General features: G+C 64.8%; 16 protein-coding genes and 1 pseudogene. 3 read left to right on the forward strand and 14 right to left on the reverse strand.

Translation table 11 applies throughout. The annotated features are described in order from the left end of the window. The 12 genes from Q7U29_RS07945 to mobB form a co-directional block, all read right to left on the reverse strand. A partial coding sequence (locus Q7U29_RS07945) for a DUF4118 domain-containing protein (protein WP_304740190.1) occupies window positions 1-1,442 on the reverse strand: 1,442 nt, incomplete at its 3' end. A 42-nt stretch (window positions 1,443-1,484) separates the two neighbouring features. Continuing rightward, on the reverse strand, window positions 1,485-2,090 hold the full coding sequence (locus Q7U29_RS07950) for a K(+)-transporting ATPase subunit C (protein ID WP_304740192.1): 606 nt from the start codon (window positions 2,088-2,090) through the stop codon (window positions 1,485-1,487). Window positions 2,091-2,228: 138 nt separating this feature from the next. Continuing rightward, window positions 2,229-4,340 (reverse strand): potassium-transporting ATPase subunit KdpB, encoded by a 2,112-nt coding sequence (kdpB, locus tag Q7U29_RS07955; protein WP_304740194.1) that lies wholly within the window; start codon window positions 4,338-4,340, stop codon window positions 2,229-2,231. Window positions 4,341-4,366: 26 nt separating this feature from the next. Continuing rightward, window positions 4,367-6,070 (reverse strand): potassium-transporting ATPase subunit KdpA, encoded by a 1,704-nt coding sequence (gene kdpA, locus Q7U29_RS07960; RefSeq protein WP_304740196.1) that lies wholly within the window; start codon window positions 6,068-6,070, stop codon window positions 4,367-4,369. Window positions 6,071-6,116: 46 nt separating this feature from the next. Next, on the reverse strand, window positions 6,117-6,206 hold the full coding sequence (locus Q7U29_RS07965; protein WP_304740198.1) for a K(+)-transporting ATPase subunit F: 90 nt from the start codon (window positions 6,204-6,206) through the stop codon (window positions 6,117-6,119). A gap of 506 nt (window positions 6,207-6,712) precedes the next feature. Continuing rightward, on the reverse strand, window positions 6,713-9,478 hold the full coding sequence (fdhF, locus tag Q7U29_RS07970) for a formate dehydrogenase subunit alpha (protein WP_304740199.1): 2,766 nt from the start codon (window positions 9,476-9,478) through the stop codon (window positions 6,713-6,715). After that, window positions 9,475-11,178: an NADH-ubiquinone oxidoreductase-F iron-sulfur binding region domain-containing protein gene (locus tag Q7U29_RS07975; protein ID WP_304740201.1), complete on the reverse strand. Its 1,704-nt coding sequence runs from the start codon at window positions 11,176-11,178 to the stop codon at window positions 9,475-9,477. The genes fdhF and Q7U29_RS07975 overlap by 4 nt, the downstream gene beginning before the upstream one ends. A gap of 256 nt (window positions 11,179-11,434) precedes the next feature. Next, window positions 11,435-12,328 carry a LysR family transcriptional regulator gene (locus Q7U29_RS07980; protein ID WP_304740203.1) on the reverse strand — a complete coding sequence of 298 codons (894 nt, stop codon included), beginning with the start codon at window positions 12,326-12,328 and terminating at the stop codon, window positions 11,435-11,437. A gap of 109 nt (window positions 12,329-12,437) precedes the next feature. Further along, on the reverse strand, window positions 12,438-14,075 hold the full coding sequence (locus Q7U29_RS07985; protein ID WP_304740205.1) for an OFA family MFS transporter: 1,638 nt from the start codon (window positions 14,073-14,075) through the stop codon (window positions 12,438-12,440). Next, entirely contained in the window at window positions 14,072-14,320 is a 249-nt protein-coding gene (locus tag Q7U29_RS07990; RefSeq protein ID WP_304740207.1) for a sulfurtransferase TusA family protein, read from the reverse strand. The genes Q7U29_RS07985 and Q7U29_RS07990 overlap by 4 nt, the downstream gene beginning before the upstream one ends. Window positions 14,321-14,491: 171 nt before the next feature. Continuing rightward, window positions 14,492-15,748, reverse strand: coding sequence for a gephyrin-like molybdotransferase Glp (gene glp / locus Q7U29_RS07995; protein ID WP_304740209.1), 1,257 nt, complete (start codon window positions 15,746-15,748; stop codon window positions 14,492-14,494). 8 nt (window positions 15,749-15,756) lie between these two features. Beyond that, window positions 15,757-16,284: a molybdopterin-guanine dinucleotide biosynthesis protein B gene (mobB, locus tag Q7U29_RS08000; RefSeq protein ID WP_304740211.1), complete on the reverse strand. Its 528-nt coding sequence runs from the start codon at window positions 16,282-16,284 to the stop codon at window positions 15,757-15,759. 195 nt (window positions 16,285-16,479) lie between these two features. Between mobB and fdhD the strand changes: the two genes are divergently transcribed. Genes fdhD through Q7U29_RS08015 form a run of 3 tightly spaced genes read left to right on the forward strand, consistent with a single transcriptional unit; the run spans window position 16,480 to window position 18,744 of the window. Further along, window positions 16,480-17,370: a formate dehydrogenase accessory sulfurtransferase FdhD gene (gene fdhD, locus Q7U29_RS08005; protein WP_304740213.1), complete on the forward strand. Its 891-nt coding sequence runs from the start codon at window positions 16,480-16,482 to the stop codon at window positions 17,368-17,370. Then, on the forward strand, window positions 17,360-17,980 hold the full coding sequence (gene mobA, locus Q7U29_RS08010) for a molybdenum cofactor guanylyltransferase MobA (RefSeq protein ID WP_304740215.1): 621 nt from the start codon (window positions 17,360-17,362) through the stop codon (window positions 17,978-17,980). Before fdhD ends, mobA begins: the two co-directional genes overlap by 11 nt. Window positions 17,981-18,006: 26 nt before the next feature. Then, window positions 18,007-18,744, forward strand: coding sequence for an SDR family NAD(P)-dependent oxidoreductase (locus Q7U29_RS08015; protein ID WP_304740216.1), 738 nt, complete (start codon window positions 18,007-18,009; stop codon window positions 18,742-18,744). Window positions 18,745-18,909: 165 nt separating this feature from the next. Here Q7U29_RS08015 and Q7U29_RS08020 read toward each other — a convergent pair whose 3' ends face one another. Both Q7U29_RS08020 and Q7U29_RS08025 read right to left on the reverse strand, forming a co-directional pair. Beyond that, window positions 18,910-20,871, reverse strand: a complete 1,962-nt coding sequence (locus Q7U29_RS08020) for a molybdopterin biosynthesis protein (RefSeq protein WP_304740218.1) — start codon at window positions 20,869-20,871, stop codon at window positions 18,910-18,912. A 13-nt stretch (window positions 20,872-20,884) separates the two neighbouring features. Next, window positions 20,885-21,271: pseudogene (locus tag Q7U29_RS08025) on the reverse strand (molybdopterin-binding protein); the annotation flags it as partial.

The raw sequence follows: 21,271 nt of genomic DNA on the forward strand, positions 1-21,271 counted from the left end.
ATCGTGAAGGTGTGGACCGGCGGCAGGAAGAAGAAATTATAGCACAGCGAGGCGACGACGCTGGCCAGCACCGACGGCAACAGGCCGTAACGGACGGCGGCGCCCACCACCGCCGTCAGAAAGACGAGGTCGACGTTCTCGATGCCGAGCCATGGATGAATCAGCAGGCCGGCGCCGAGCGAAATGGCAACGAACAGCAGCGATACCGCATACGGCACCGGATCGAACGGCTCCGGCCGCTCCGCCGTGCGTACGGTCTTCTTCGGCACCGGCTCCGCCGCGAGTTCCTCGCCGGCGATAACGTTGACGCTGATATTGCCGGCGCGCCGCACCAGATCATGCACCACCGAACCGCGCCTGAGTTCGAACCACCACGAGCGCGTCGACTTGCCGACGATGATCTGCGTGACGTTATTGGCCTGTGCGAATCCGATGACATCGTCGGCGATACGGCGGCCGACGCCGGGGATGGTGAGCGCCTCGCCGCCCAGCGCCTCCGCCAGCCGCAGCGTGTCGGCCAGCCGGTCGCGCTGCTCGTCGGTCAGTTGCAGGCTGCGGCGGGTCTCGATGCTGAGTGCGGTCCAGGGCGCGTGCAGCCGGTCCGCCAGCCGCTTTGTATTGCGCACCAGCCCGGCCGCGCGCGGATCTTCGCTTACGCAAACCAGGATGCGCTCGCCCGCGGCCCATGGGCCGGCGATCGCATTGGCCTGCATATGGGTCAACAGCTGCTCATCGACGCGATCGGCGGTGCGCCGTAACGCCAGCTCGCGCAGCGCGGTCAGGTTACCCGGCGAGAAATAGTGCTCGAGCGCGCGCGCCGCCTGTTTGGGGACGTAGACCTTGCCCTCCTTCAGCCGCTGGATCAGGTCGTCAGGCGTGAGGTCGATCAGCTCGATGGCGTCGGCGCCGTCGAATACCGAATCCGGCACGGTCTCGCGCACCCGGACATGCGTGATCTGGGCGACCACGTCGTTGAGGCTCTCGATATGCTGGATATTGACCGCGGTATAGACGTCGATGCCGTGGGAGAGCAGCTCCTCGACATCGAGATAGCGCTTGGGGTGGCGGCTGCCGGGCGCATTGGTATGGGCGAGTTCATCGACCAGCGCGATCTCGGGGCGGCGCGCGATCAGCGCATCGAGGTCCATCTCCTCGATGGTCTGGTCCTTGTAGTCGATGCGCTTGCGCGGCAGCACTTCGAGGCCTGCGAGCAGCGCCTCTGTTTCCGCCCGGCCGTGGGTTTCGACCACACCGACCACGACATCGGCGCCCGACTTGACCTTGGCGTGAGCGCTTTGCAACATCTCATAGGTCTTGCCCACGCCCGGTGCTGCGCCGACGAAGATCTTCAGCCGGCCGGCACGGCTGTCCTCGCGCCGGGCCGCTTCCAGCAGGGCTTCCGGCGAGGGACGTTGTTCGGGATCGCGGCGGGACTGGACCATATGGCGAATATAGTCCTCAGGTCGCGCCAAGCCTAGCTGGCGTCATTTCGGGCCTGCCGCATCCAGCGCCAGATTGAGCGCCAATACATTGACTCTGGGCTCGCCGAGCAAGCCGACGAAACGGTCCTTGGTGTTCTCGGTGACCAGCGCCCGGATACGATCTTCCGGCATGTTTCTCACTTTTGCCACGCGCGGCACCTGGAACAGCGCGGCTTCCGGCGAGATGTCGGGATCGAGGCCGCTGCCGGAGGTGGTGACGAGATCGACCGGGACGGTCGCCTTGGGGTTCTCGGCCTTCAATTTCTCGACGTCTTCCCTGATCCGGTCATTCAGCGCCTTGCTGGTCGGGCCGAGGTTGGAGCCGGAGGAGTTCGCGGCATTGTACGGCGCCGAGACGATCTTGGTGGAATCGGCCGGATCCGGGCCCGAGGTCGCCGAGGGCCGGCCATGGAAATATTTGTCTTGCTTGAACTCCTGCCCAATCAGGGCGGAGCCGATCACCTTGCCGCCCTTCTCGATCAGGCTGCCTTGCGCCTGCTTCGGGAAGATCATGCCGGCAATGGCGGTCATCGCGAGCGGATAGGCGAGCCCGGTGATCAGCGTCAGCAGGACCAGGACCAGGATGGCGGGACGGAGTTCTCTTAACATGGTGGGTCTCCAGAACGGTTCATCCGTCATTGCGAGGAGCGAAGCGACGAAGCAATCCACGCATCAGCACAAAGAAGGGAATGGATTGCTTCGCTGCGCTCGCAATGACGTTGATGGGGATCGTAATGACGGTTGGGTTCAGACGAGATGCAAGGCAACGATGATGAGGTCGATCGCCTTGATGCCGATGAAGGGAGCGATGATGCCGCCGAGGCCGTAGATCAGCAGGTTGCGCTTCAGCAGTGCGCCGGCCCCGATGGCGCGATAGGCAACGCCCTTCAGCGCCAGCGGAATCAGCGCGATGATAACGAGCGCGTTGAAGATGATCGCCGACAGGATGGCGCTCTGCGGGCTCGCCAGATGCATGATGTTGAGCGCGTCGAGCTGCGGATAGAACGCCAGGAAGATCGCCGGGATGATGGCGAAATATTTTGCCACATCATTGGCGATCGAGAAGGTGGTGAGCGCGCCGCGGGTCATCAGCAATTGCTTGCCGATTTCCACCACCTCGATCAGTTTGGTCGGGTTGGAGTCGAGATCGTCCATGTTGCCGGCCTCACGCGCCGCCTGGGTGCCGGTGTTCATGGCGACGCCGACGTCGGCCTGCGCCAGCGCGGGGGCATCGTTGGTGCCGTCGCCGCACATCGCGACCAGCTTGCCCTTGGCCTGCTCGTCGCGGATCAGCTTCAGCTTGTCCTCGGGCGTCGCCTGCGCCAGGAAATCGTCGACGCCGGCCTCGGCGGCGATCGCCGCCGCCGTCATCGGATTGTCGCCCGTGATCATGACGGTGCGGATGCCCATGCGGCGCAACTCGGCGAAACGTTCGCGGATGCCGCCCTTGACGATGTCCTTGAGGTGGACGACGCCGAGCAGACGGCCGTCCTTGGCGACGGCAAGCGGCGTTCCGCCGGCTTTCGCGATCTCGTCCGAAATCGCCTGGATCTCACGAGCGAGATCCGACGCGGACTGAAGCGACCGTACGGTGTTTCCGGCCGCCATGGTTTGCGCGGTGCCGCCGCCGACATAGTTCAGGACCGCATCGACCGCGCCCTTGCGGACCGACGATTGACCGGCATCGACGCCGCTCATGCGGGTCTGCGCGGTAAACGGAATGAACGCGGCGCTCAGTTCCGCCATGTCGCGGCTGCGAATGCCGTATTTCTCCTTCGCCAGCACGACGATCGAACGCCCTTCCGGGGTCTCATCCGCCAACGAGGCGAGCTGGGCCGCGTCCGCGAGCTCCTGCTCGGTCACGCCGCGGACGGGACGGAACGCCGTCGCCTGCCGATTGCCGAGCGTGATGGTGCCGGTCTTGTCGAGCAGCAGGGTATCGACGTCGCCGGCGGCTTCGACCGCGCGGCCCGACATCGCCAGCACGTTGAAGCGCACCAGCCGATCCATGCCGGCGATGCCGATCGCCGACAGCAGCGCGCCGATGGTGGTGGGAATCAGGGTGACGAACAGCGCCACCAGCACCACCACCGAGATCGAGCCGCCGGCATAGGCCGCATAGCTGGGAATGGTGACGGTCGCGAACACGAAGATGATGGTGAGGCCGGCCAGCAGGATATTGAGCGCGATCTCGTTCGGCGTCTTCTGCCGCTCGGCGCCTTCGACCAGCTTGATCATGCGATCGATGAAGGTGGAACCCTGCGCCGCCGTGATGCGGACGCGGATCCAGTCGGACAGCACCTGGGTGCCGCCGGTGACCGCCGAACGGTCGCCGCCGGATTCGCGGATCACCGGCGCGGACTCGCCGGTGATGGCGGCCTCGTTGACCGAGGCGACGCCCTCGATGACTTCGCCGTCGGAGGGAATATTATCGCCGGCCTCGACCAGAACGACATCGCCAACCTTGAGGCTGGTGCCGGAGACCAGACGATAGCTCCTGTCGGAACCGGTCAGCAGCTTGGCCTGGCTGTCGGTGCGGGTCTTCTTCAGCGACTCCGCCTGCGCCTTGCCGCGCCCTTCGGCGACCGCCTCCGCAAAATTGGCGAACAGCACGGTGAACCACAGCCACAGGATGATCTGGAAAGTGAAACCGAGATTCTCGCCGCCCGTCACCAGATCGCGTACGAAGATCACCGTGGTCAGCACGGCGACGACCTCGACCACGAACATCACGGGGCTCTTGATCATGAGCCTGGGATCCAGCTTGGCGAAGGCCGAGCCGATCGCGGGCATCATGATCTTCGGATCGAGCATGGCCGTAACAGGCATCCGCTTGTTCAGTTTTTGGACGACTTCCATGGACGTAACTCCGAAAATGAGATCGATCAGAACAAGGTGTTGGCGTTGCCGGCGAGATGTTCGACGATCGGCCCGAGCGCGAGCGCCGGGAAGAAGGTCAGACCGCCGATGATCAGGATGACGCCGACGACGAGACCGACGAACAGGCCGCCCGTGGTCGGCAGCGTGCCGGCCGACGGCGCAATCGACTTCTTGGCGGCCAGCGACCCCGCCAGCGCCATCGCCGGGATGATCATCAGGAAGCGGCCGACGAACATCGAGCTGGCCAGCGTGAGATTGTAGAAGAAGGTATTGCCGGTGAGCCCGCCGAAGGCCGAGCCGTTGTTGCCGGTCGCCGAACTGAAGGCGTACAGCACCTCGGTAAAACCGTGCGGACCGGAATTGGCCATTGATGCCACGGCCGGCGGATAGACCACGGCCACCGCGGTCCAGCCGAGGATCATCAGCGGCAGGATCAGGATGGCAAGCATCGCCATCTTGACCTCGCGCGCCTCGATTTTCTTGCCGGCATATTCCGGGGTGCGACCGACCATCAGCCCCGCGACGAAAATTGCCAGCACCACGAACAGCAGCATGCCGTAGAGCCCGGCGCCGACGCCGCCGATGATGATCTCGCCGAGCTGGATGTTGATCAACGGGATCATGCCGCCGAGCGCGGTAAACGAGTCATGCATGGCGTTGACCGCGCCGCAGGACGCCGCCGTCGTGATCACCGCGAACAATGAGGACGCGACGATCCCGAAGCGGACTTCCTTGCCTTCCATGTTGCCGCCGGTGAGCCCGAGCGAGCTCAGTGCCGTGGTGCCGCCCGCTTCCGCCCAGTAGGTGACGGCTACGCCCGCGAAGAACAGCACGCCCATCACGGCCAGGATCGCCCAACCCTGGCGCTGGTCGCCGACCATGCGGCCGAACACATTGGTCAGCGCCGCGCCGATAGCGAAGATCGAGAGCATCTGGATGAAATTCGACAGCGCCGTCGGGTTCTCGAACGGATGCGCGGCATTGGCGTTGAAGAAGCCGCCGCCATTGGTGCCCAGCATCTTGATCGCGACCTGCGAGGCGACAGGCCCGACCGCGATCGTCTGTTTGGCGCCCTCCAGCGTGGTGGCGTCGACATAGGGCTGAAGCGTCTGCGGCATGCCCTGCCAGACCAGGAACAGGGTGTAGACCACGCAGATCGGCAGCAGGACGTAGAGGGTACAGCGCGTCACATCGACCCAGAAATTGCCGATGGTGCGCATCGAGGACCGGGAGAAGCCGCGGATCATGGCCACTGCCAGCGCGATGCCGGTGGCCGCCGACAGGAAATTCTGGTGGGTCAGGCCGAGCATCTGCACGAGATAGGACAGCGTGCTTTCGCCGCCGTAGTTCTGCCAGTTGGTGTTGGTGATGAAGCTGATCGCGGTGTTGAAGGCAAGGTCGGGCGCCACCGCGGACATCTCCTGCGGATTGAGCGGCAACACCGCCTGCAGACGCATCAGCGCATAGAGAATGAGGAAGCCGCCGACATGGAACAGCAGCATGGCGACCGCATAGGTCAGCCAATGCTGCTCGCGTTTCTCGTCGACGCCGCCGATCCAGTAAAGCCCCGCTTCGACCGGCCGCAGCACCGGAGAGAGGAAGGTGCGTTCGCCATTGAAGATGCGCGTCATGTACCAGCCGAGCGGCTTGGCCAGCGCGACGATGATGGCGCAAAAGAGAATGATTTGAAACCAGCCAATGGCGGTCATGGTCGTGTGCCTTCCGGGTATATGCGGGATCGGTGCCGAAGCGCGGTCAGAACCGCTCGGGCCGCAGCAGGGCGTAGGTCAGGTAAAACAGCAGCCCTGCGGAGACGATGGCGGCGAGGGAATAGTCGAAGGTCATGATCGTTCTCCCCCTAAAGCCGTTCGCAGGCATAGGCGTAGCCTATACCCACCGCGAACAGGCCGAAGCCGAGGGCCAGCATGACGATGTCCAGCATGAGGTGCTCCTATGCGCTGCAATTCACGGAGCGAGGCCGACGGCCTTCCGCGCTTGTCGGGACTGAAATGCCAGCCGGCGCATAGGTTTTCGAGATGCGAGCTACCGCAACATTATAGGAATCTCATAAGTGCTCTGGTCCGGCGAGCGCAGCTGGGCCTCACTTTGAAGCACAGCCCAACGAACCACGTCCCGGAGTATGGCATCTCATCGCTTGTTGGGCGACCTACTCAACTGCCTCATGGTGAGGAGCGCGTTGGGCAGCGCCCTTGCGCTGTCCGGCGCGCGTCTCGAACCATCGGGCACACTGCCTGCTGCCATCCTTCGAGACGCCGCGCGAAAGTGCGCGGCTCCTTCAGGATGAAGTCGGTATTCACTCACGGACTCTCAGGCCTGCAGACCGGCGGCGGCTATTCCGCCGCGACCAGGGCCTCGGCGCGCTGGGCGCGCACGGCGCAGAACTTGAACTCGGGAATCTTGCCGAACGGGTCCAGCGCCGGATTGGTCAGCAGATTGGCCGCCGCCTCCGCGTAGCAGAACGGCATGAACACCATGTTCTCCGGCACGTCGCGATCGGAGCGCACCTTGACCTCGACCGCGCCGCGGCGGGTTTCCAGCCGCACCTTGTCGCCGGGCCAGACTTTCAGCCGCCGCATGTCCTTCGGCGACATGAAGGCGACCGCTTCGGGCTCGATCTGGTCGAGCACACTGGAGCGCCGCGTCATCGAGCCGGTGTGCCAGTGTTCGAGCACGCGCCCGGTCGAGAGCACCATCGGATATTCGGTGTCGGGCAATTCGTCCGGCGGCAATACATGCGCCGGCACGATCTTGCCGCGGCCGCTGGCGGTCGGAAACCCCGTGGTGAAGATGATCTCGTTGCCAGGCAGATGCGGATCGTCGACCGGATAGGTCACCGCACCCTCCCGCACCAGCCGCTCCCAGGTGATGTTCTTCAGCGAATGCATCACCTCTGTCATCTCGGTGAACACGTCGGCCGGGCCGGTATATTTCCAGTCGAGCCCCATGCGGTTGGCCATCTGCTGGATGATCCACAGATCCTGCCGCGCGTCACCGGGCGGCTTTATCACCTCGCGCGCCAGCTGCACGCGGCGGTCGGTATTGGTGAAGGTGCCGGATTTTTCCGCGAAGGCCGAGGCCGGCAGGATCACGTCCGCATGGAACGCGGTTTCGGTGACGAACAGGTCCTGCACCACCAGGTGCTCGAGCTTTGCCAGCGCACCGCGCGCGTGCTGCAGATCGGGGTCGGACATCGCGGGATTTTCACCCTCGATATACATGCCGGTGATTTCGCCGGCATGGATCGCGTTCATGATCTCGACCACGGTGAGCCCGCGCACCGGATCGATTTCCTGATGCCAGAGTTTTTCGAACGGTGCGCGCAGATCGGTGCGCCCGACCGGCTGGTAGTCGGGCAGAAACATCGGGATCAGGCCGGCATCGGAGGCGCCCTGCACGTTGTTCTGGCCGCGCAGCGGATGCAACCCGGTGCCGGGACGGCCGATCTGCCCGGTGACCAGCGCCAGCGCGATCAGGCAGCGCGCATTGTCGGTGCCGTGGATGTGCTGGCTGATGCCCATGCCCCAGAAGATCAGCGAGGCGCGCGAGCGCGCATACATCCGCGCAACTTCCTTCAGGGTCTCGGCCGGAATGCCGCAGATCGGCTCCATCTTCTCCGGCGGAAAATCCTTGATGCGCTCCTTGAGGTCGTCGAAGCCTTCGGTATAGCCGGCGATGTATTGCTGGTCCGTCAGCCCTTCGGTGATGATGGTGTGCAGCATCGCGTTGAGCATCGCGACGTCGGCGCCGGGCTTGAACTGCAGATGCGTATGGGCATGGCGCGACAACGTCTGCCGCCGCGGGTCCATCACGATCAGCTTGGCGCCGCGCTTGACCGCGTTCTTGATGAAGGTCGCGGCGACCGGATGGTTCACGGTCGGATTGGCGCCGATCACGATGATGACTTCGGCGTCCATCGCGGCGGCGAACGGCGCCGATACGGCGCCGGAGTTCAAGCCTTCCATCAGCGCCGCGACCGACGAGGCGTGGCACAGCCGGGTGCAGTGATCGACATTGTTGGAACCAAAGCCGGTGCGCACCAGTTTCTGGAACAGATAGGCTTCCTCGTTGGAGCCTTTTGCGGAGCCGAAGCCGGCCAGCGCCTTGACGCCCTTGTTGTCGCGAATCTTGACCAGGCCTTGCGCCGCGATGTCGAGCGCCTCTTCCCACGAAGCTTCGCGGAAATGCGTGAAGGGATTGGCGGGATCGACCTGGTCGTTGGCGTCCTTCTTCGCATTCGGCAGCCGCACCAGCGGCTTGGTCAGGCGATGCGGATGATGGATGTAGTCGAAGCCGAAGCGGCCCTTGACGCAGAGCCGATTGTGATTGGCCGGGCCGTCGCGGCCCGCGGCATAGATGATCTTCTCATCCTTGACTTCATAGGTGACCTGGCAGCCGACACCGCAGAACGGGCACAGCGAATCGACCTTCCTGTCGGGATAAACCGTGCGGGTCTGGTTGTCGTCCAGCATGACAGACGGCATCAGCGCGCCGGTCGGACAGGCCTGCACGCATTCGCCGCAGGCGACACAGGTCGACTCCCCCATCGGATCGTCGAAATCGAACACGATCTTGGATTCGTGGCTGCGATAGGCCATGCCGATGACGTCGTTGACCTGGACCTCGCGGCAGGCGCGCACGCACAATCCGCACTGGATGCAGGCGTCCAGATTGACGCGCATCGCGGGATGGCTGGAGTCGCCCTGCCACCGCTCGGCGGCCGGAAAACGGCTTTCGGTGACCTCGACCTTTTCGGCCCAGTTCCAGAATTTCGAATCGGGATCGTGCGAGGTGGCGCGCGCCGGCTGGTCGGCGACCAGCAATTCCATCACCATTTTTTGTGCGGCAGTCGCGCGCGGGCTTTCCGATTTCACCTTCATGCCGACGCTGGGCGTGCGCTTGCAGGACGCCGCCAGCACCCGCTCGCCCTCGATCTCGACCATGCAGGCGCGGCAATTGCCGTCGGGCCGGTAGTCCGGCTCGGGCGAATAGCACAGATGCGGAATCTCGCGGCCCTGCCGCTTCGCGACCTGCCAGATGGTCTCGCCGTTGATGGCCTCGACCTGCTGGCCGTCGAGTTCGAACTGGATCCTGGTCATTCCGCCGCTTCCTTGAACTCGCCGGGGAAATATTTGATCACCGTGGTCAGCGGATTTGAGGCCGCCTGGCCCAAACCGCAGATCGAGGCATCGCGCATCGCCTGGCTCAATTCCTCCAGCAATGCCCGGTTCCACACCGGCTTCTGCATCAGCAGCGCCGCCTTCTGGGTGCCGACGCGACACGGCGTACACTGGCCGCAGCTCTCGTCCTCGAAGAAGCGCATCAGATTGAGCGCCGCCCCCTTCACGCTGTCCTGCTCGGACAGGATGATGACGGCGGCCGAACCGATGAAGCAGCCGTATTTTTCCAGCGTGCCGAAATCGAGCGGGATGTCGTCCATCGACGCCGGCAGGATGCCGCCGGACGCGCCACCCGGAAGGTAGGCGTGGAATCGATGGCCGTCGGCCATGCCGCCGCAGAATTCGTCGATCAGTTCGCGCACCGTGATGCCTGCCGGCGCCAGCTTCATGCCGGGATTCTTCACCCGACCCGACACCGAATAGCTGCGCAGACCGTGGCGGTCGTTGCGGCCATGGCTCTTCCACCATTCCGCACCCTTCTCGACCACGTCGCGGACCCACCACAGCGTCTCGATATTGTTGATCAGCGTCGGCAGCCCGAACAGTCCGACCTGAAACGGGTATGGTGGCTTGTGCCGCGGCAGGCCGCGCTTGCCCTCGATGCTTTCCAGCAGCGAGGATTCCTCGCCGCAGATATAGGCGCCGGCACCGCGCCGCATGTGCAACACGGGGCCGCCCGGCGGCAGCTTGGCGATTTCGCGCGCGAGAATTTCGCGGCTCGCCGGATATTCGTCGCGGATGTAGATGTAGACCTCAGACGCTTCGACCACATGCGCGCCGATCAACATGCCCTCGATAAAGCGATGCGGATCGGTTTCCAGGTAATGGCGATCCTTGAACGTGCCGGGCTCGCCCTCGTCGCCGTTGATGGCCATCAGCCGCGGCCCGGGCTCGCCGAGCACGGCGCGCCACTTTCGCCCGGTGGGAAAGCCCGCGCCGCCGAGCCCGCGCAGCGAGGCGTCGTCGAGCGATTTCAGGAGATCTTCTTTTGTCAGCGCGCCGGAGCGCAGGCGATTGAGCAGCTTGTAGCCGCCGCCGGCGACATAGGCGTCATAGTCGATATATTCTGGCAGATGCGCATGGGTATCGCCGCCCTTCGCCGCCGCCAGCACATTCGCGACCGTGGCATGATCGACGAAGTGATGGCCGACTTCGGCCGCCGGCGCAGTGTCGCAACGGCCGACGCAGGGTGCGCGCACCACGCGAATGCTGGGGCCGGCGGAGGACTGCAACTCATCCAGCAATTTTTCCGCGCCCAGCATGGCGCAGGTCAGGGAATCGCAAACGCGAATGGTCAGCGGCGCGATGTCGGCCTCGCCTTCCTTCACCACGTCGAAATGCGCATAGAAGGTCGCGGTCTCGAATACCTCGGCAAACGCCAGTTTCATCTCATCGGCGAGCGCGGCCAGATGCGCTGCGGAGATCTGCCGATATGTGTCCTGGATGAGGTGCAGATGCTCGATCAGGAGGTCGCGCCGCCGCGGCCGGTCGCCGAGCAAAAGCGCAATCTCTTCAGCGGCCTGCGGATCGATCTGGCGGCCCTTGGGGGTCGACTTGGCCCGCTTGCGGCCCTGGCCTGGATGTTCGAAGGAGCGGACTGTCTGGTCGGCGTGATTCATCGAAGTTTCAATTCCGCTTTTGCCCGCTCTCGTTTTGACGAACTCTAATTCGTGGCATACCACATGCCAAGGACAAATTCGAGGGAGAGCAAGGCCGTGTCGCGGTCATTCCCCTCGCGACAGGGCCATGGCGATCAGAACGAGAATCGATCCAAAGATCAATAAAGCCGTCCCGTGCATTGATAGGGAAACCGTATCGATCGGAAATCGAAATCGATCGATAGGAATTCAGAATAGGCCATGCAGAGAACCGCGCTCAGTCGGCGAGCTTCGGAGCGACCTCGCGCGCGGTGTGGACCAATGCCGCGACCATCGGCGTCATCGGATCGCGCAATGGCACCACCAGCCCGATGCGGTAGGTCACTAGCGGATCGACAATCGGGATTGATCTGACGGCATCCGACAGGCCCAGGGTATCGGCAAGCTTGGCCGGCATCACGCTGGCCCAGCGCCCGGTCTTCACATGAGTGTAGAGCACGATGATCGAGTTCGACGTCAAGGAGGGTTTCGCCTGGGTTCCGGCCGCGAGCAGTGCGCGGTCGATGATGCGGCGGTTCTGCATGTCGGGCGTGAGCAGGCAGAGCGGCACCTCGCCCACCTCCTTCCAGGTCACCTGATCGCGGTCCCCGAATTGACTGTCGGGTGCGGTGATCAGGCGATAGCTCTCGTCGTAGAGCGGAATGGTGCGCACCTTGCCGAGCGGCTCGTTGTCGAGATAGGTCAGGCCGGCATCGACCTCGAGATTCTCAAGCAATCCCAGCACTTCGATCGACGTGCAGGACACGATGCGAAAGCGCACATTGGGGTGACGGGCCCGGAATGGCGTGGTCAGCGATGCCACCATGCCGAGCACGGTGGGAATCGCCGCAATCCGGATTTCGCCCGATAGCCCGGCCTTGAGCGAGTTGATTTCCTCGCGCATGCCGCGCACGTCGCCGACGATGCGCCGCGCCCAGTCCAGCGTGCGCTCCCCCTCGGGCGTAAAGCCGACGAAGCGCGAGCCGCGCTGCACCAGCATCACGCCCAGGATTTCCTCGAGCTGCTTCAGGCTGGTCGACATCGTCGGCTGGGTAACGCCGCAGGCTTCGGCGGCGCGGCCGAAGTGCCGTTCCTTTGCCAAAGCCAGCAGAAGTTCGAGTTTGTCGATCAAGCCGTCAATCCCTGTGAATCAACCGCAGCCAGGGGCCGCGTGGTTTGTCCAGTTTTGCCAGCTTGGCCGCGGCAATGCCAGCGAGGTCTCCGCCCCGGCACGGCCCGGATCAGAAAATCCTGACCGCGCTCTGCAGTGTCTTCCAGACGCCCCATGCCAAGGGTACCCCGACCAGGGCCCAGAACAACGCCGCCTGAACGTCGAGGCCGCCCTTGCCGATGCCGAACGAACCGGGCTGTGCCGCGGCCGCGCTGTGGGCACCCGCCGCCTGCAGCTTGGCTACCGCCTCGGCGCTCATGTGCCATTTGGGGTCGACCGGCCTGATCATGGCGTTGCAGACGAGGCCAATGACCAGCATGGCGCACAGGATGTACATGGTGGTGTTGTAGAGGTGATCGCGCGGCACGCCGGCGGCGAGCTGCGCTTCGCGGATATAGTTCACCACCACAGGACCGATGATGCCGGCGGTGGACCAGGCCGTCAGCACCCGGCCGTGAATGGCGCCGACGAACTGGGTGCCGAACATGTCGGCGAGATAGGCCGGCACCGTGGCGAAACCACCGCCATACATCGACAGGATGATGCAGAAGGCACCGACAAACAGCAGGATCGAGCCCCAATTGGCGAAGGTCGGCGCCAGCGCGTAGAGCGCGATGCCGAGGATAAAGAACGCGTAATAGGTATTCTTGCGGCCGATATAGTCGGACAGCGACGCCCAGAAGAAGCGGCCGCCGATGTTGAACAGCGACAGCAGTCCGGTGAAGCCGGCGGCGATCACCGCGATGGCGGCCTGTTGTTCGGTCGAGAGCGCGTTGAACTTGACGCCGGGTTGATCGATCAGCGAGCCCGCAAAAATCTCCTGCAACATCGGCGACGCCATGCCGATCACGCCGATGCCGGCCGACACATTCATGCAGAGCACGATCCATATCATCCAGAACTGACTGGTCTTGTGCGCGTCATTGAGGTGAACGTTATGCTGCGAGATCATGGCGCTGGCCTTGCCGGACGGGGTCCAGCCGTCGGGACGCCAACCGGCCGGCGGAATCCGGTAGCGGAACGCGCCGATCATCATGAAGACAAAATAGATCGCGGCCAGCGCGACGAAGGTTTGCCAGGCCCCGACCGAATTCGGGGTCTCGAAATAGTTCATCAGGAGATCGGCGAGCGGCGCGCCGATCATGGCGCCGCCGCCGAAACCCATGATCGCCATGCCGGTCGCCATGCCGCGGCGATCCGGGAACCATTTTACCAGCGTCGACACCGGGGAGATGTAGCCGATGCCGAGGCCGATGCCGCCGATCACGCCGCAGCCGAGCCACAACAGCCAGAGCTGATGCAGGTAGATGCCCAACGCGCCGATCAGGAGGCCGCCGACCCAGCACAAAGCGGCGACGAAGCCGGCCTTGCGCGGGCCGGAGCGTTCGAGCCAGCCGCCCCAGATCGCGGCGGAAACGCCGAGCAGCACAAAGAACAGCGTGTACATCCAGCCCATGCTGGCGACGCGCCAGTCGCAGGTGGTGGTGAACAGCTCCTGCAGCAGCGACATGTCCGGACAGGTCTTCGGCGCGTCGACGCCGAGGGCGCGCGACAGCGGCAGCCAGAACACGCTGAAGCCGTAGGCCATGCCGATGCACAGGTGAATGCAGAGCGCCGCCGGCGGCACCAGCCAGCGATTGAACCCGGCGGTCGCAATCGTCCGCTCGCGGTCGAGAAGGCCGGCACCGGCTCCGGGCGTCGCGCTCATCCGGCTTGCGTCCCGGCGGCATCAGCCTTTTCGATCAGGAACACGATGCGCTTCTCGGTGCGCTCGGTGATCTCGACCTTGTCGCCGGTCTCCCGGATCAGGTTGGGAATGTCGATCACCGATAGGGGGTCCGTGCAATGGACTTCCAGGAGATCGCCGGGTTTCACGGACTTCAACGCCTTGCGCGTCTTCAGCGCCGGCAACGGACATTTCAGGCCGGTGAGATCGAGTGTTGTCTGGGTCATGGCGCGAACATGACGAAGCGGGGTCGCAGCGTCAACGATGCAGTGTGTAGGGTGGGAAAAGCCGGCGGGTCGCGCATATGCGCGCGCCGCTGGCGTGCCCACCATCTCAAACCGACTACGTTGCGGCATGGTGGGCACGGCGCAAAGCGGCGCCTTTGCCCACCCTACTCATCACATCAGCCTGGCATAGCTCAGGAATCCAACCATCTGGCCCGGCTCAACCTGCGTGATCTCTTCGCCGAGTTCGACCAGCCCGTCGGTATCGACCAGCGACGACAGCAATCCCGCGCCCTCGCGCGGAAACTTCGTTACCTCAAGCATGCCACCGTCGCCCTTGTGCAAGGTCACCCGGACATATTCGCGGCGGCCGATCTTCTTCCTGTAGGCAAAGGCGGAGCGGACGGGCATCGGCAGCAATGGCTGCTGCGCTGCGCCCATCAGCGCCAGCACGGTAGGCCGCACCACATGCACGAAGGTGACAAAACTCGCCACCGGGTTGCCCGGCAATCCGATCAATGGCGTGCCGCCGATAATGCCCATGGCGACGGGACGGCCGGGCTTGATCGCCATTCGCCACAGCACCAGTGTTCCAGCACTTTCGACGCTGGCCTTGACGTGGTCCTCGTCGCCGGTGGAGACGCCGCCGGTGGTCAGGATCAAATCGTGGGCGCTGGCGACCTTCTTCAGGCCGTCCGCCATCGCGGCGCGGTCGTCCCTGATGATGCCGAGATCGCTGACCTCGCAGCCGAGCCGCGCCAGCATCGCCGCCAGCATGAAGCGGTTGGAATCGAACAGTTGCGAAGCCGCGCGCTGGCCGCCCGGCGAAACCAGCTCGTTGCCGGTCGAAAATACCGCGACGCGAAGCCGTCTCGTCACATCGACATGGGTCAGACCGAAGGCGGCGGCAAGCGCGACATCCTGCGGCCGCAGCCGGCTGCCTGCCTTCAGCGCCGCTTGGCCGAGCGCAATGTCTTCACCTGCGGGGCGCACATTGGCGCCGGGTTTGAGGCCAGCCGGGAGAACCACCCTGCCCGAATCATCGATGCGGACATCTTCCTGCATGAACACGGTGTCGGCGCCGTCGGGCATCGGCGCGCCGGTAAAGATCCGAACCGCTTGGCCCCCCTGGACCGCCTCGCCTGCCGACGCGCCGGCCTGAATGCGACCCACGATCTGAAACGCCCGCTCCTGGCCTTGCGGCAGGTCGCCGCCGCGCACGGCATAACCGTCGACGGCGGAATTGGTGAACGGCGGCAGCGGCAGCGGCGCCTGAAGATCGCGGGCGAGAATCCGCCCATCGGCCCGGGTGAGCGAAACGCGCTCGACCTCAGGCACCGCGGCTACCCGCGCGGCGATGATGGCAACGGCCTCATCGACCGACATCATCGGCCCGCCGAAGGCGAAGCAATCGTCGGACAGTTGCGCCATCCTGCTTCCTAGCTTTCGACCGCGCTGGCAGCCAGCACGTCCTCGACTGAAATCGCGAGTTTCCGCATCATAGCGGCGATCGCCGGGATGTCATCGAGATGAACCACCGGCAGCGTGGTTTCCAGCTCCGTGTCGGTTGCAATGCCCGATATCGCGGGATCGTCGGGGAACAGCATCGGCTTGCCATTGGCCAGCCGATGCACCTCGATCTTGCGATGGGGCTCCGACTTGAAGCCCTCGACCACCACGAGATCGACCCGCGACAGCTTTGCGAGCAGTTCCGGCAGCCGGGGCTCAGGGGCGCCACGCAGTTCGTTCATCAGGGCCCATCTTTTGCCGGAGGAGACCAGCACCTCGGCGGCGCCGGCCTCGCGATGCCGCCAGGAATCCTTGCCGGGAACATCGACATCGAACGCATGATGGGCGTGCTTGATCACGGAAACGCGCAGGCCCTCGCCGATCAAATGCGGGATCACCCGCGTCAGCAGGGTGGTCTTGCCGGCACCGCTCCACCCGGCGAGGCCAATCACTTTCATCAAAATCTCCGCTACAGGCCGGAACCCGCATCCCTCACCGTCATTGCGAGCGCAGCGAAGCAATCCATCGCGCCACAAAAAGAGAGAATGGATTGCTTCGCTGCGCTCGCAATGACGTGGTTAAACCCATTTTCGCCCCTGCTGTCAGATGCTTTATATCGGCTAACAGCGAATGTCATGCTAGCCTGCGGGATGATGATGAAGATCGACAAAGCGCCCGTCCCCCTGATCGTCCCGAATCCGGGGGATCACCGGCTGACCGAACGCGTCGCCGGCACCGACCAGACCGGGGCGGTGGTCGAGATCAACGTCCCCGTCGAACGGCCGCTGACGCTGTATTTGAACGCGCAGGAGATCGTCACCATGATGACGATCGGCGATTACCCCGAATATCTGGCGCTCGGCTATCTGCTCAACCAGAACATGCTGAAATACGACGACGTCGTCACCGAGGTCGAATATGACGATGATCTGCAGGTGGTGGTGGTGCGCACCGAGCACCACACCAATTTCGAGGCAAAACTGAAGAAGCGCACGCAGACCTCGGGCTGCGCCCAGGGCACGGCGTTCGGCGACCTGCTGGAAGCGGTGGAAAGCGTCGCCCTGCCGAAGGCGGAGTTGCGCACCTCCTGGCTCTACCAGATGACGCACGCCATCAACACCATGCCCTCGCTTTATCTGGAGGCCGGCGCGATCCATGGCTGCGTGCTGTGCAGGCAAGGCGAGCCGGTCTGCTACACCGAGGATGTCGGCCGCCACAACGCGGTCGACAAGATCGCGGGCTGGATGTTCCGCCACGGCGTCGATCCCGCCGACAAGATTCTCTACACCACGGGACGGCTGACCTCCGAAATGGTGATCAAGACGGTGCGGATGGGAATTCCCATTCTGGTGTCGCGTTCCGGTTTTACCGCCTGGGGCGTCGATCTTGCCCGGCAGGTCGGGCTGACGCTGGTCGGACGCGCGAAGGGCAAGCGCTTCATCGCGCTGGCGGGCCAGGAGCGCATCGTCTACGACCAGAACCTCGCTTTCGTCGCCGAGGAATCCGCGCGGCACAGGCGCAAGGGCGGTGAAGGTGACGAATAATACCCCAGGCGTACTGCTCGCCGGCGGCCTCGCCCGTCGGATGGGCGGCGGCGACAAGCCGATGCGCCAGATCGGCGGTCGCACGATTCTGGATCGCGTGATCGCACGGCTGGCGCCGCAATGCGATGGCCTGATTCTCAATGCCAATGGCGATCCGGCGCGCTTTGCCAGTTTCGGGCTGCCGGTGATTCCCGATGGCGTCGCCGATTTTCCCGGACCGCTCGCCGGCATTCTGGCGGCGCTCGACTGGGCCGCGGCGAACCGGCCCGACGTCGCGTGGATACTGAGTGCCGCGGCGGATTGTCCATTCCTGCCGCGCGACCTGGTCGCGCGCCTGCATGCGGCACGGGCTGCTGAAGATGCACAGCTCGCGGTGGCGGCGTCCGACGGCCAGTCGCATCCGGTGATCGGGTTGTGGAGCGTGGCCTTGCGCGAAGAACTTCGTCACGCGCTGGTGGTGGAAGACATCCGCAAGATCGACCGCTGGACCGCGCGCTACCGGCTCGCCACGGTGGAATGGGTGGTCGATGAACTCGACCCTTTTTTCAACGCCAACACCATGGACGACATCGCCGAGGCCGAGCGGCTGGCGGCGCTGGATGGGGGCTGATTTTTCCACGCGGAGGGAATTCTATCATGACCATCCAGCCCGATCTGAACGGCCACGTTGCCCTGGTGACGGGCGGCTCGCGCGGCATTGGCGCTGCGATTGCGATGGCGCTGGCCGAGGCCGGCGCCGCCGTCGCCGTCAATTTCCTGGAACGTGCTGCGAAAGCCGACTCGGTGGTCGCGAGCATCAAGAGCAAGGGCGGCCGCGCGATCGCGGTCGCCGCCAACGTCTCACAGGCCGCAGCCATCGCCGAGATGGTCGATCATGCCGCGTTCGCGCTGGGCCCGATCGACATTCTCGTCAACAATGCCGGCATCGCGATCGTGCGCGGCATCGATGAACTGACCGAAGCCGAGTTCGATGCCACCATTGCCGTCAACCTGAAGTCGGCCTTCCTCTGCACCCAGGCTGTGCTGCCAGGCATGCGCGCGAAGCAATGGGGCCGCATCGTCAACATCTCGTCCGGTGCTGCACGCGGCGCCGGCGCAATCGGCGTACACTACAATGCGTCGAAGGCGGGCATGGAAGGACTGACCCGCGGCTACGCGGCGCGCCTGGTCAAGGAAGGCATCACCGTGAACGCGGTGGCGCCGTCGCTGATCGAGACCGACATGATGCGCGGCCGTTCGGAACTGGCGGCCCGCATCCCGCTGGGAAGGATGGGACAACCCGATGAAGTGGCACAGGCGGTGCTGATGGTGCTCGGCAACGACTACATGACCGGGCAGACGATCATGCTGAACGGCGGCATGGCATTTATTTGAAAGACCGTCGTCCCGGCCAGGCGAGCCCTTGCGAGCGCGAGCCGGGACCCATACCGCGTGATCCATCGTTGGAGCACTACGTCTGACAGCTTCCGTAACAACTACGGCCGCGGAGTATGGGTCCCTGCGTTCGCAGGGACGACGAGGGATGCGAACAATGACGGCTCACGCCGGCCGAAACCCCGCCCGCTCCAGCGCAGCACGCCCTTCGTCCGACGCCAGCGCCGCCAGGAACGCCTGCACCGCCAGGCGCTGCTTGCGCGCCGTCACCAGTGCGAAATCATAATGCTCTTCGGCGAACGGAATGAACCCGAGGCCCGCGGCATGCGCCACCGGCGCAATCGTCATGCCCCAGTCGGCGCGGCCCTGCGCCACGGCGGCGGCGACCGCGTTGTGCGAGCGCGGCTGGTTCCAGTAGCCGTCGGGCCTGATATCGCCGAGCAACCGGTCGATCAGGATGCGGGTGCCGGCGCCCTGGTTGCGGTTGACCATGATGCAGGTGGGATCGGCGAGCGCTGAGCGCACCGCATCCTGCGCGCTCAGGCCTTCGAAGCGCGCATCGCCTGATCGAAATACGATGCCCTGCATCCGACGCCAGCCCGGCACCAGTTCAAGCCCATCCGCGACATACGGCGTGTTGTAGCTCTCGGTCTTTTCATCGAACAGATGGATCGGCGCAAAATCGCATTCGCCGCGCCTGGCCGCAGCAAGGCCGCCGAGGCTGCCGACCGCGATCGAGCGGACCACGAGGCCCGCGCGCGCCAGTGGCGCGGTGACGAGATCGAGCCCGGTGCAGTGGCTGCCGACGATGACGAGATCCGGCACCCGCACATGCGGCGTGAACAGCGTCACTTCGGCGTCGGTGCCTGCCGGCATCTGGTCGGCCAGCGCATCGATCTTCAAGAATCCGTCGGCCTGCGCGAAGGAGGTGATGGCGCCAGATCCCTTGCCGGAGGGATAGGCGATCAGGCCGCCATCGCCCTCGACCAGCGACACCATGACGAATTCGGTACGGCCGAGTTCGCTGGCGATTCGCACCGGGACTCTTGCGAACACCTTGGCATCGGACCGCGGCGGCAGTCCCGCCATGCGGCGCAACACCGGCACGATCATGTCGTGGAAGGTGAACATCGCCGAGGTCGGAAATCCCGGGAGGATCACCACCGGCTTGCCGTCGCAAACCGCCAGGCACAGCGGTTTTCCGGGCTTTAACGCAACGCCGTGCGCGATGATGCCGGGCTTTCCGAGCCGCGCGATGATGCGATGCGACAGGTCGCCGGCGCCCTTCGAGGTGCCGCCTGACAACACCAGCATGTCGCTCGATTCGAGCGCGCCACGCATCGCGGCTTCGAGCTTGGCTTCGTCATCGGCAATGGCGCCGAGAAACACCGCGTCGCCGCCGTTCTCGCTGACCGCCGCGGTGACGATGGCGCCGTTGGTGTCGTAGATCGCCGCCGGGCGCAATTCGTTCCCGGGCTGCACCAGCTCGTCGCCGGTCGAGATCACCGCGACGCGCGGCCTTCGCGCGACCGACACCACCGCGATCCCGCAGGCCGCCAGCATGCCGATCTCGCGCGAGCCGATCACGGTGCCCGCGCGCAGCAGATTCTCGCCGCGCGCGATGTCGGAGCCGGCATAGGACACGAACTGGCCGGGCGAAGCGGCGCGGCGGATCTCGATCGCGCGGGCGCTAACGGGCTGGGTGTGTTCGACCATGACAATGGCGTCGGCGCCGCGCGGCACCGGGCCGCCGGTTGCGATCGAGGTCGCGGTGCCCGACAGCACCGGCCGCGCCGGCGCAATTCCGCAGGCGATCGCTTCGTCATTGAGCATCAGGCGGACCGGCGTGGCCTCGCCGGAGGAGGAAAGATCGGCGGAGCGCACCGCAAAGCCGTCAACATTGGAACGGTCGAACGGCGGTACGTCGATCGGCGCCACGATGTCCTCCGCCAGCGCGCAGCCGAGCGCGTCGGCGAGCGGCCGTTGTTCCGCCGGAACCGGGCGCGGGAACAGCGCAGCTTCGAAGCGCGCCAAGGCCTCTTCGCGCGACAGGATGGTCAGAAACTGGTCCTGCTCCAGGTCGTCGCGGGTCTTGTTCAGATTCTTGGGCTGCTGCGGATTGGTCATGCCAGAGCTCTTATCATTCCCGCAGCATATAGCCATCGACCGTCGCACCCGCAGCAAAACCTTCGGCGCCGCCGGGCACCACCAGCCAGGCCTCCGCGCGGGCGATGGCATCGAGCGAGAGGTCGCCGACCGCCAGCGTCACCCAGGCGCCCTGCTTGCGCTGCAGCAGCACGATCTCGGCAATGCCGACGCCGGAGGCGATCTTGCGCGCCAGCGGCAGCTCGAGCGATTTGCGCGGCCGCCGCCCCGACAGCCGGTCCAGCACGGGCAGCGCCAGCGTCCACCACGCCGCGAACGCCTGGTCCGGCGCGCCCTGCAACGCAATGACCGGAATTCTGTCGATCCGACCGACCGCGGTGGTGCGGCCGGGCTGCAGCGCGATGCCATGCGCGATCACCTC

This window comes from Bradyrhizobium sp., from assembly GCF_030654605.1.
In the GTDB taxonomy this organism is placed as follows: Bacteria; Pseudomonadota; Alphaproteobacteria; order Rhizobiales; family Xanthobacteraceae; genus Bradyrhizobium.

Coding starts and splice junctions, on each gene's coding strand:
- Q7U29_RS07950 (WP_304740192.1), bottom strand. CDS start 2,090: ATGTTAAGAGAACTCCGTCCCGCCATCCTGGTCCTGGTCCTGCTGACG.
- kdpB (WP_304740194.1), bottom strand. CDS start 4,340: ATGGAAGTCGTCCAAAAACTGAACAAGCGGATGCCTGTTACGGCCATG.
- kdpA (WP_304740196.1), bottom strand. CDS start 6,070: ATGACCGCCATTGGCTGGTTTCAAATCATTCTCTTTTGCGCCATCATC.
- Q7U29_RS07965 (WP_304740198.1), bottom strand. CDS start 6,206: ATGACCTTCGACTATTCCCTCGCCGCCATCGTCTCCGCAGGGCTGCTG.
- fdhF (WP_304740199.1), bottom strand. CDS start 9,478: ATGACCAGGATCCAGTTCGAACTCGACGGCCAGCAGGTCGAGGCCATC.
- Q7U29_RS07975 (WP_304740201.1), bottom strand. CDS start 11,178: ATGAATCACGCCGACCAGACAGTCCGCTCCTTCGAACATCCAGGCCAG.
- Q7U29_RS07985 (WP_304740205.1), bottom strand. CDS start 14,075: ATGAGCGCGACGCCCGGAGCCGGTGCCGGCCTTCTCGACCGCGAGCGG.
- Q7U29_RS07990 (WP_304740207.1), bottom strand. CDS start 14,320: ATGACCCAGACAACACTCGATCTCACCGGCCTGAAATGTCCGTTGCCG.
- glp (WP_304740209.1), bottom strand. CDS start 15,748: ATGGCGCAACTGTCCGACGATTGCTTCGCCTTCGGCGGGCCGATGATG.
- mobB (WP_304740211.1), bottom strand. CDS start 16,284: ATGAAAGTGATTGGCCTCGCCGGGTGGAGCGGTGCCGGCAAGACCACC.
- fdhD (WP_304740213.1), top strand. CDS start 16,480: ATGATGAAGATCGACAAAGCGCCCGTCCCCCTGATCGTCCCGAATCCG.
- Q7U29_RS08015 (WP_304740216.1), top strand. CDS start 18,007: ATGACCATCCAGCCCGATCTGAACGGCCACGTTGCCCTGGTGACGGGC.
- Q7U29_RS08020 (WP_304740218.1), bottom strand. CDS start 20,871: ATGACCAATCCGCAGCAGCCCAAGAATCTGAACAAGACCCGCGACGAC.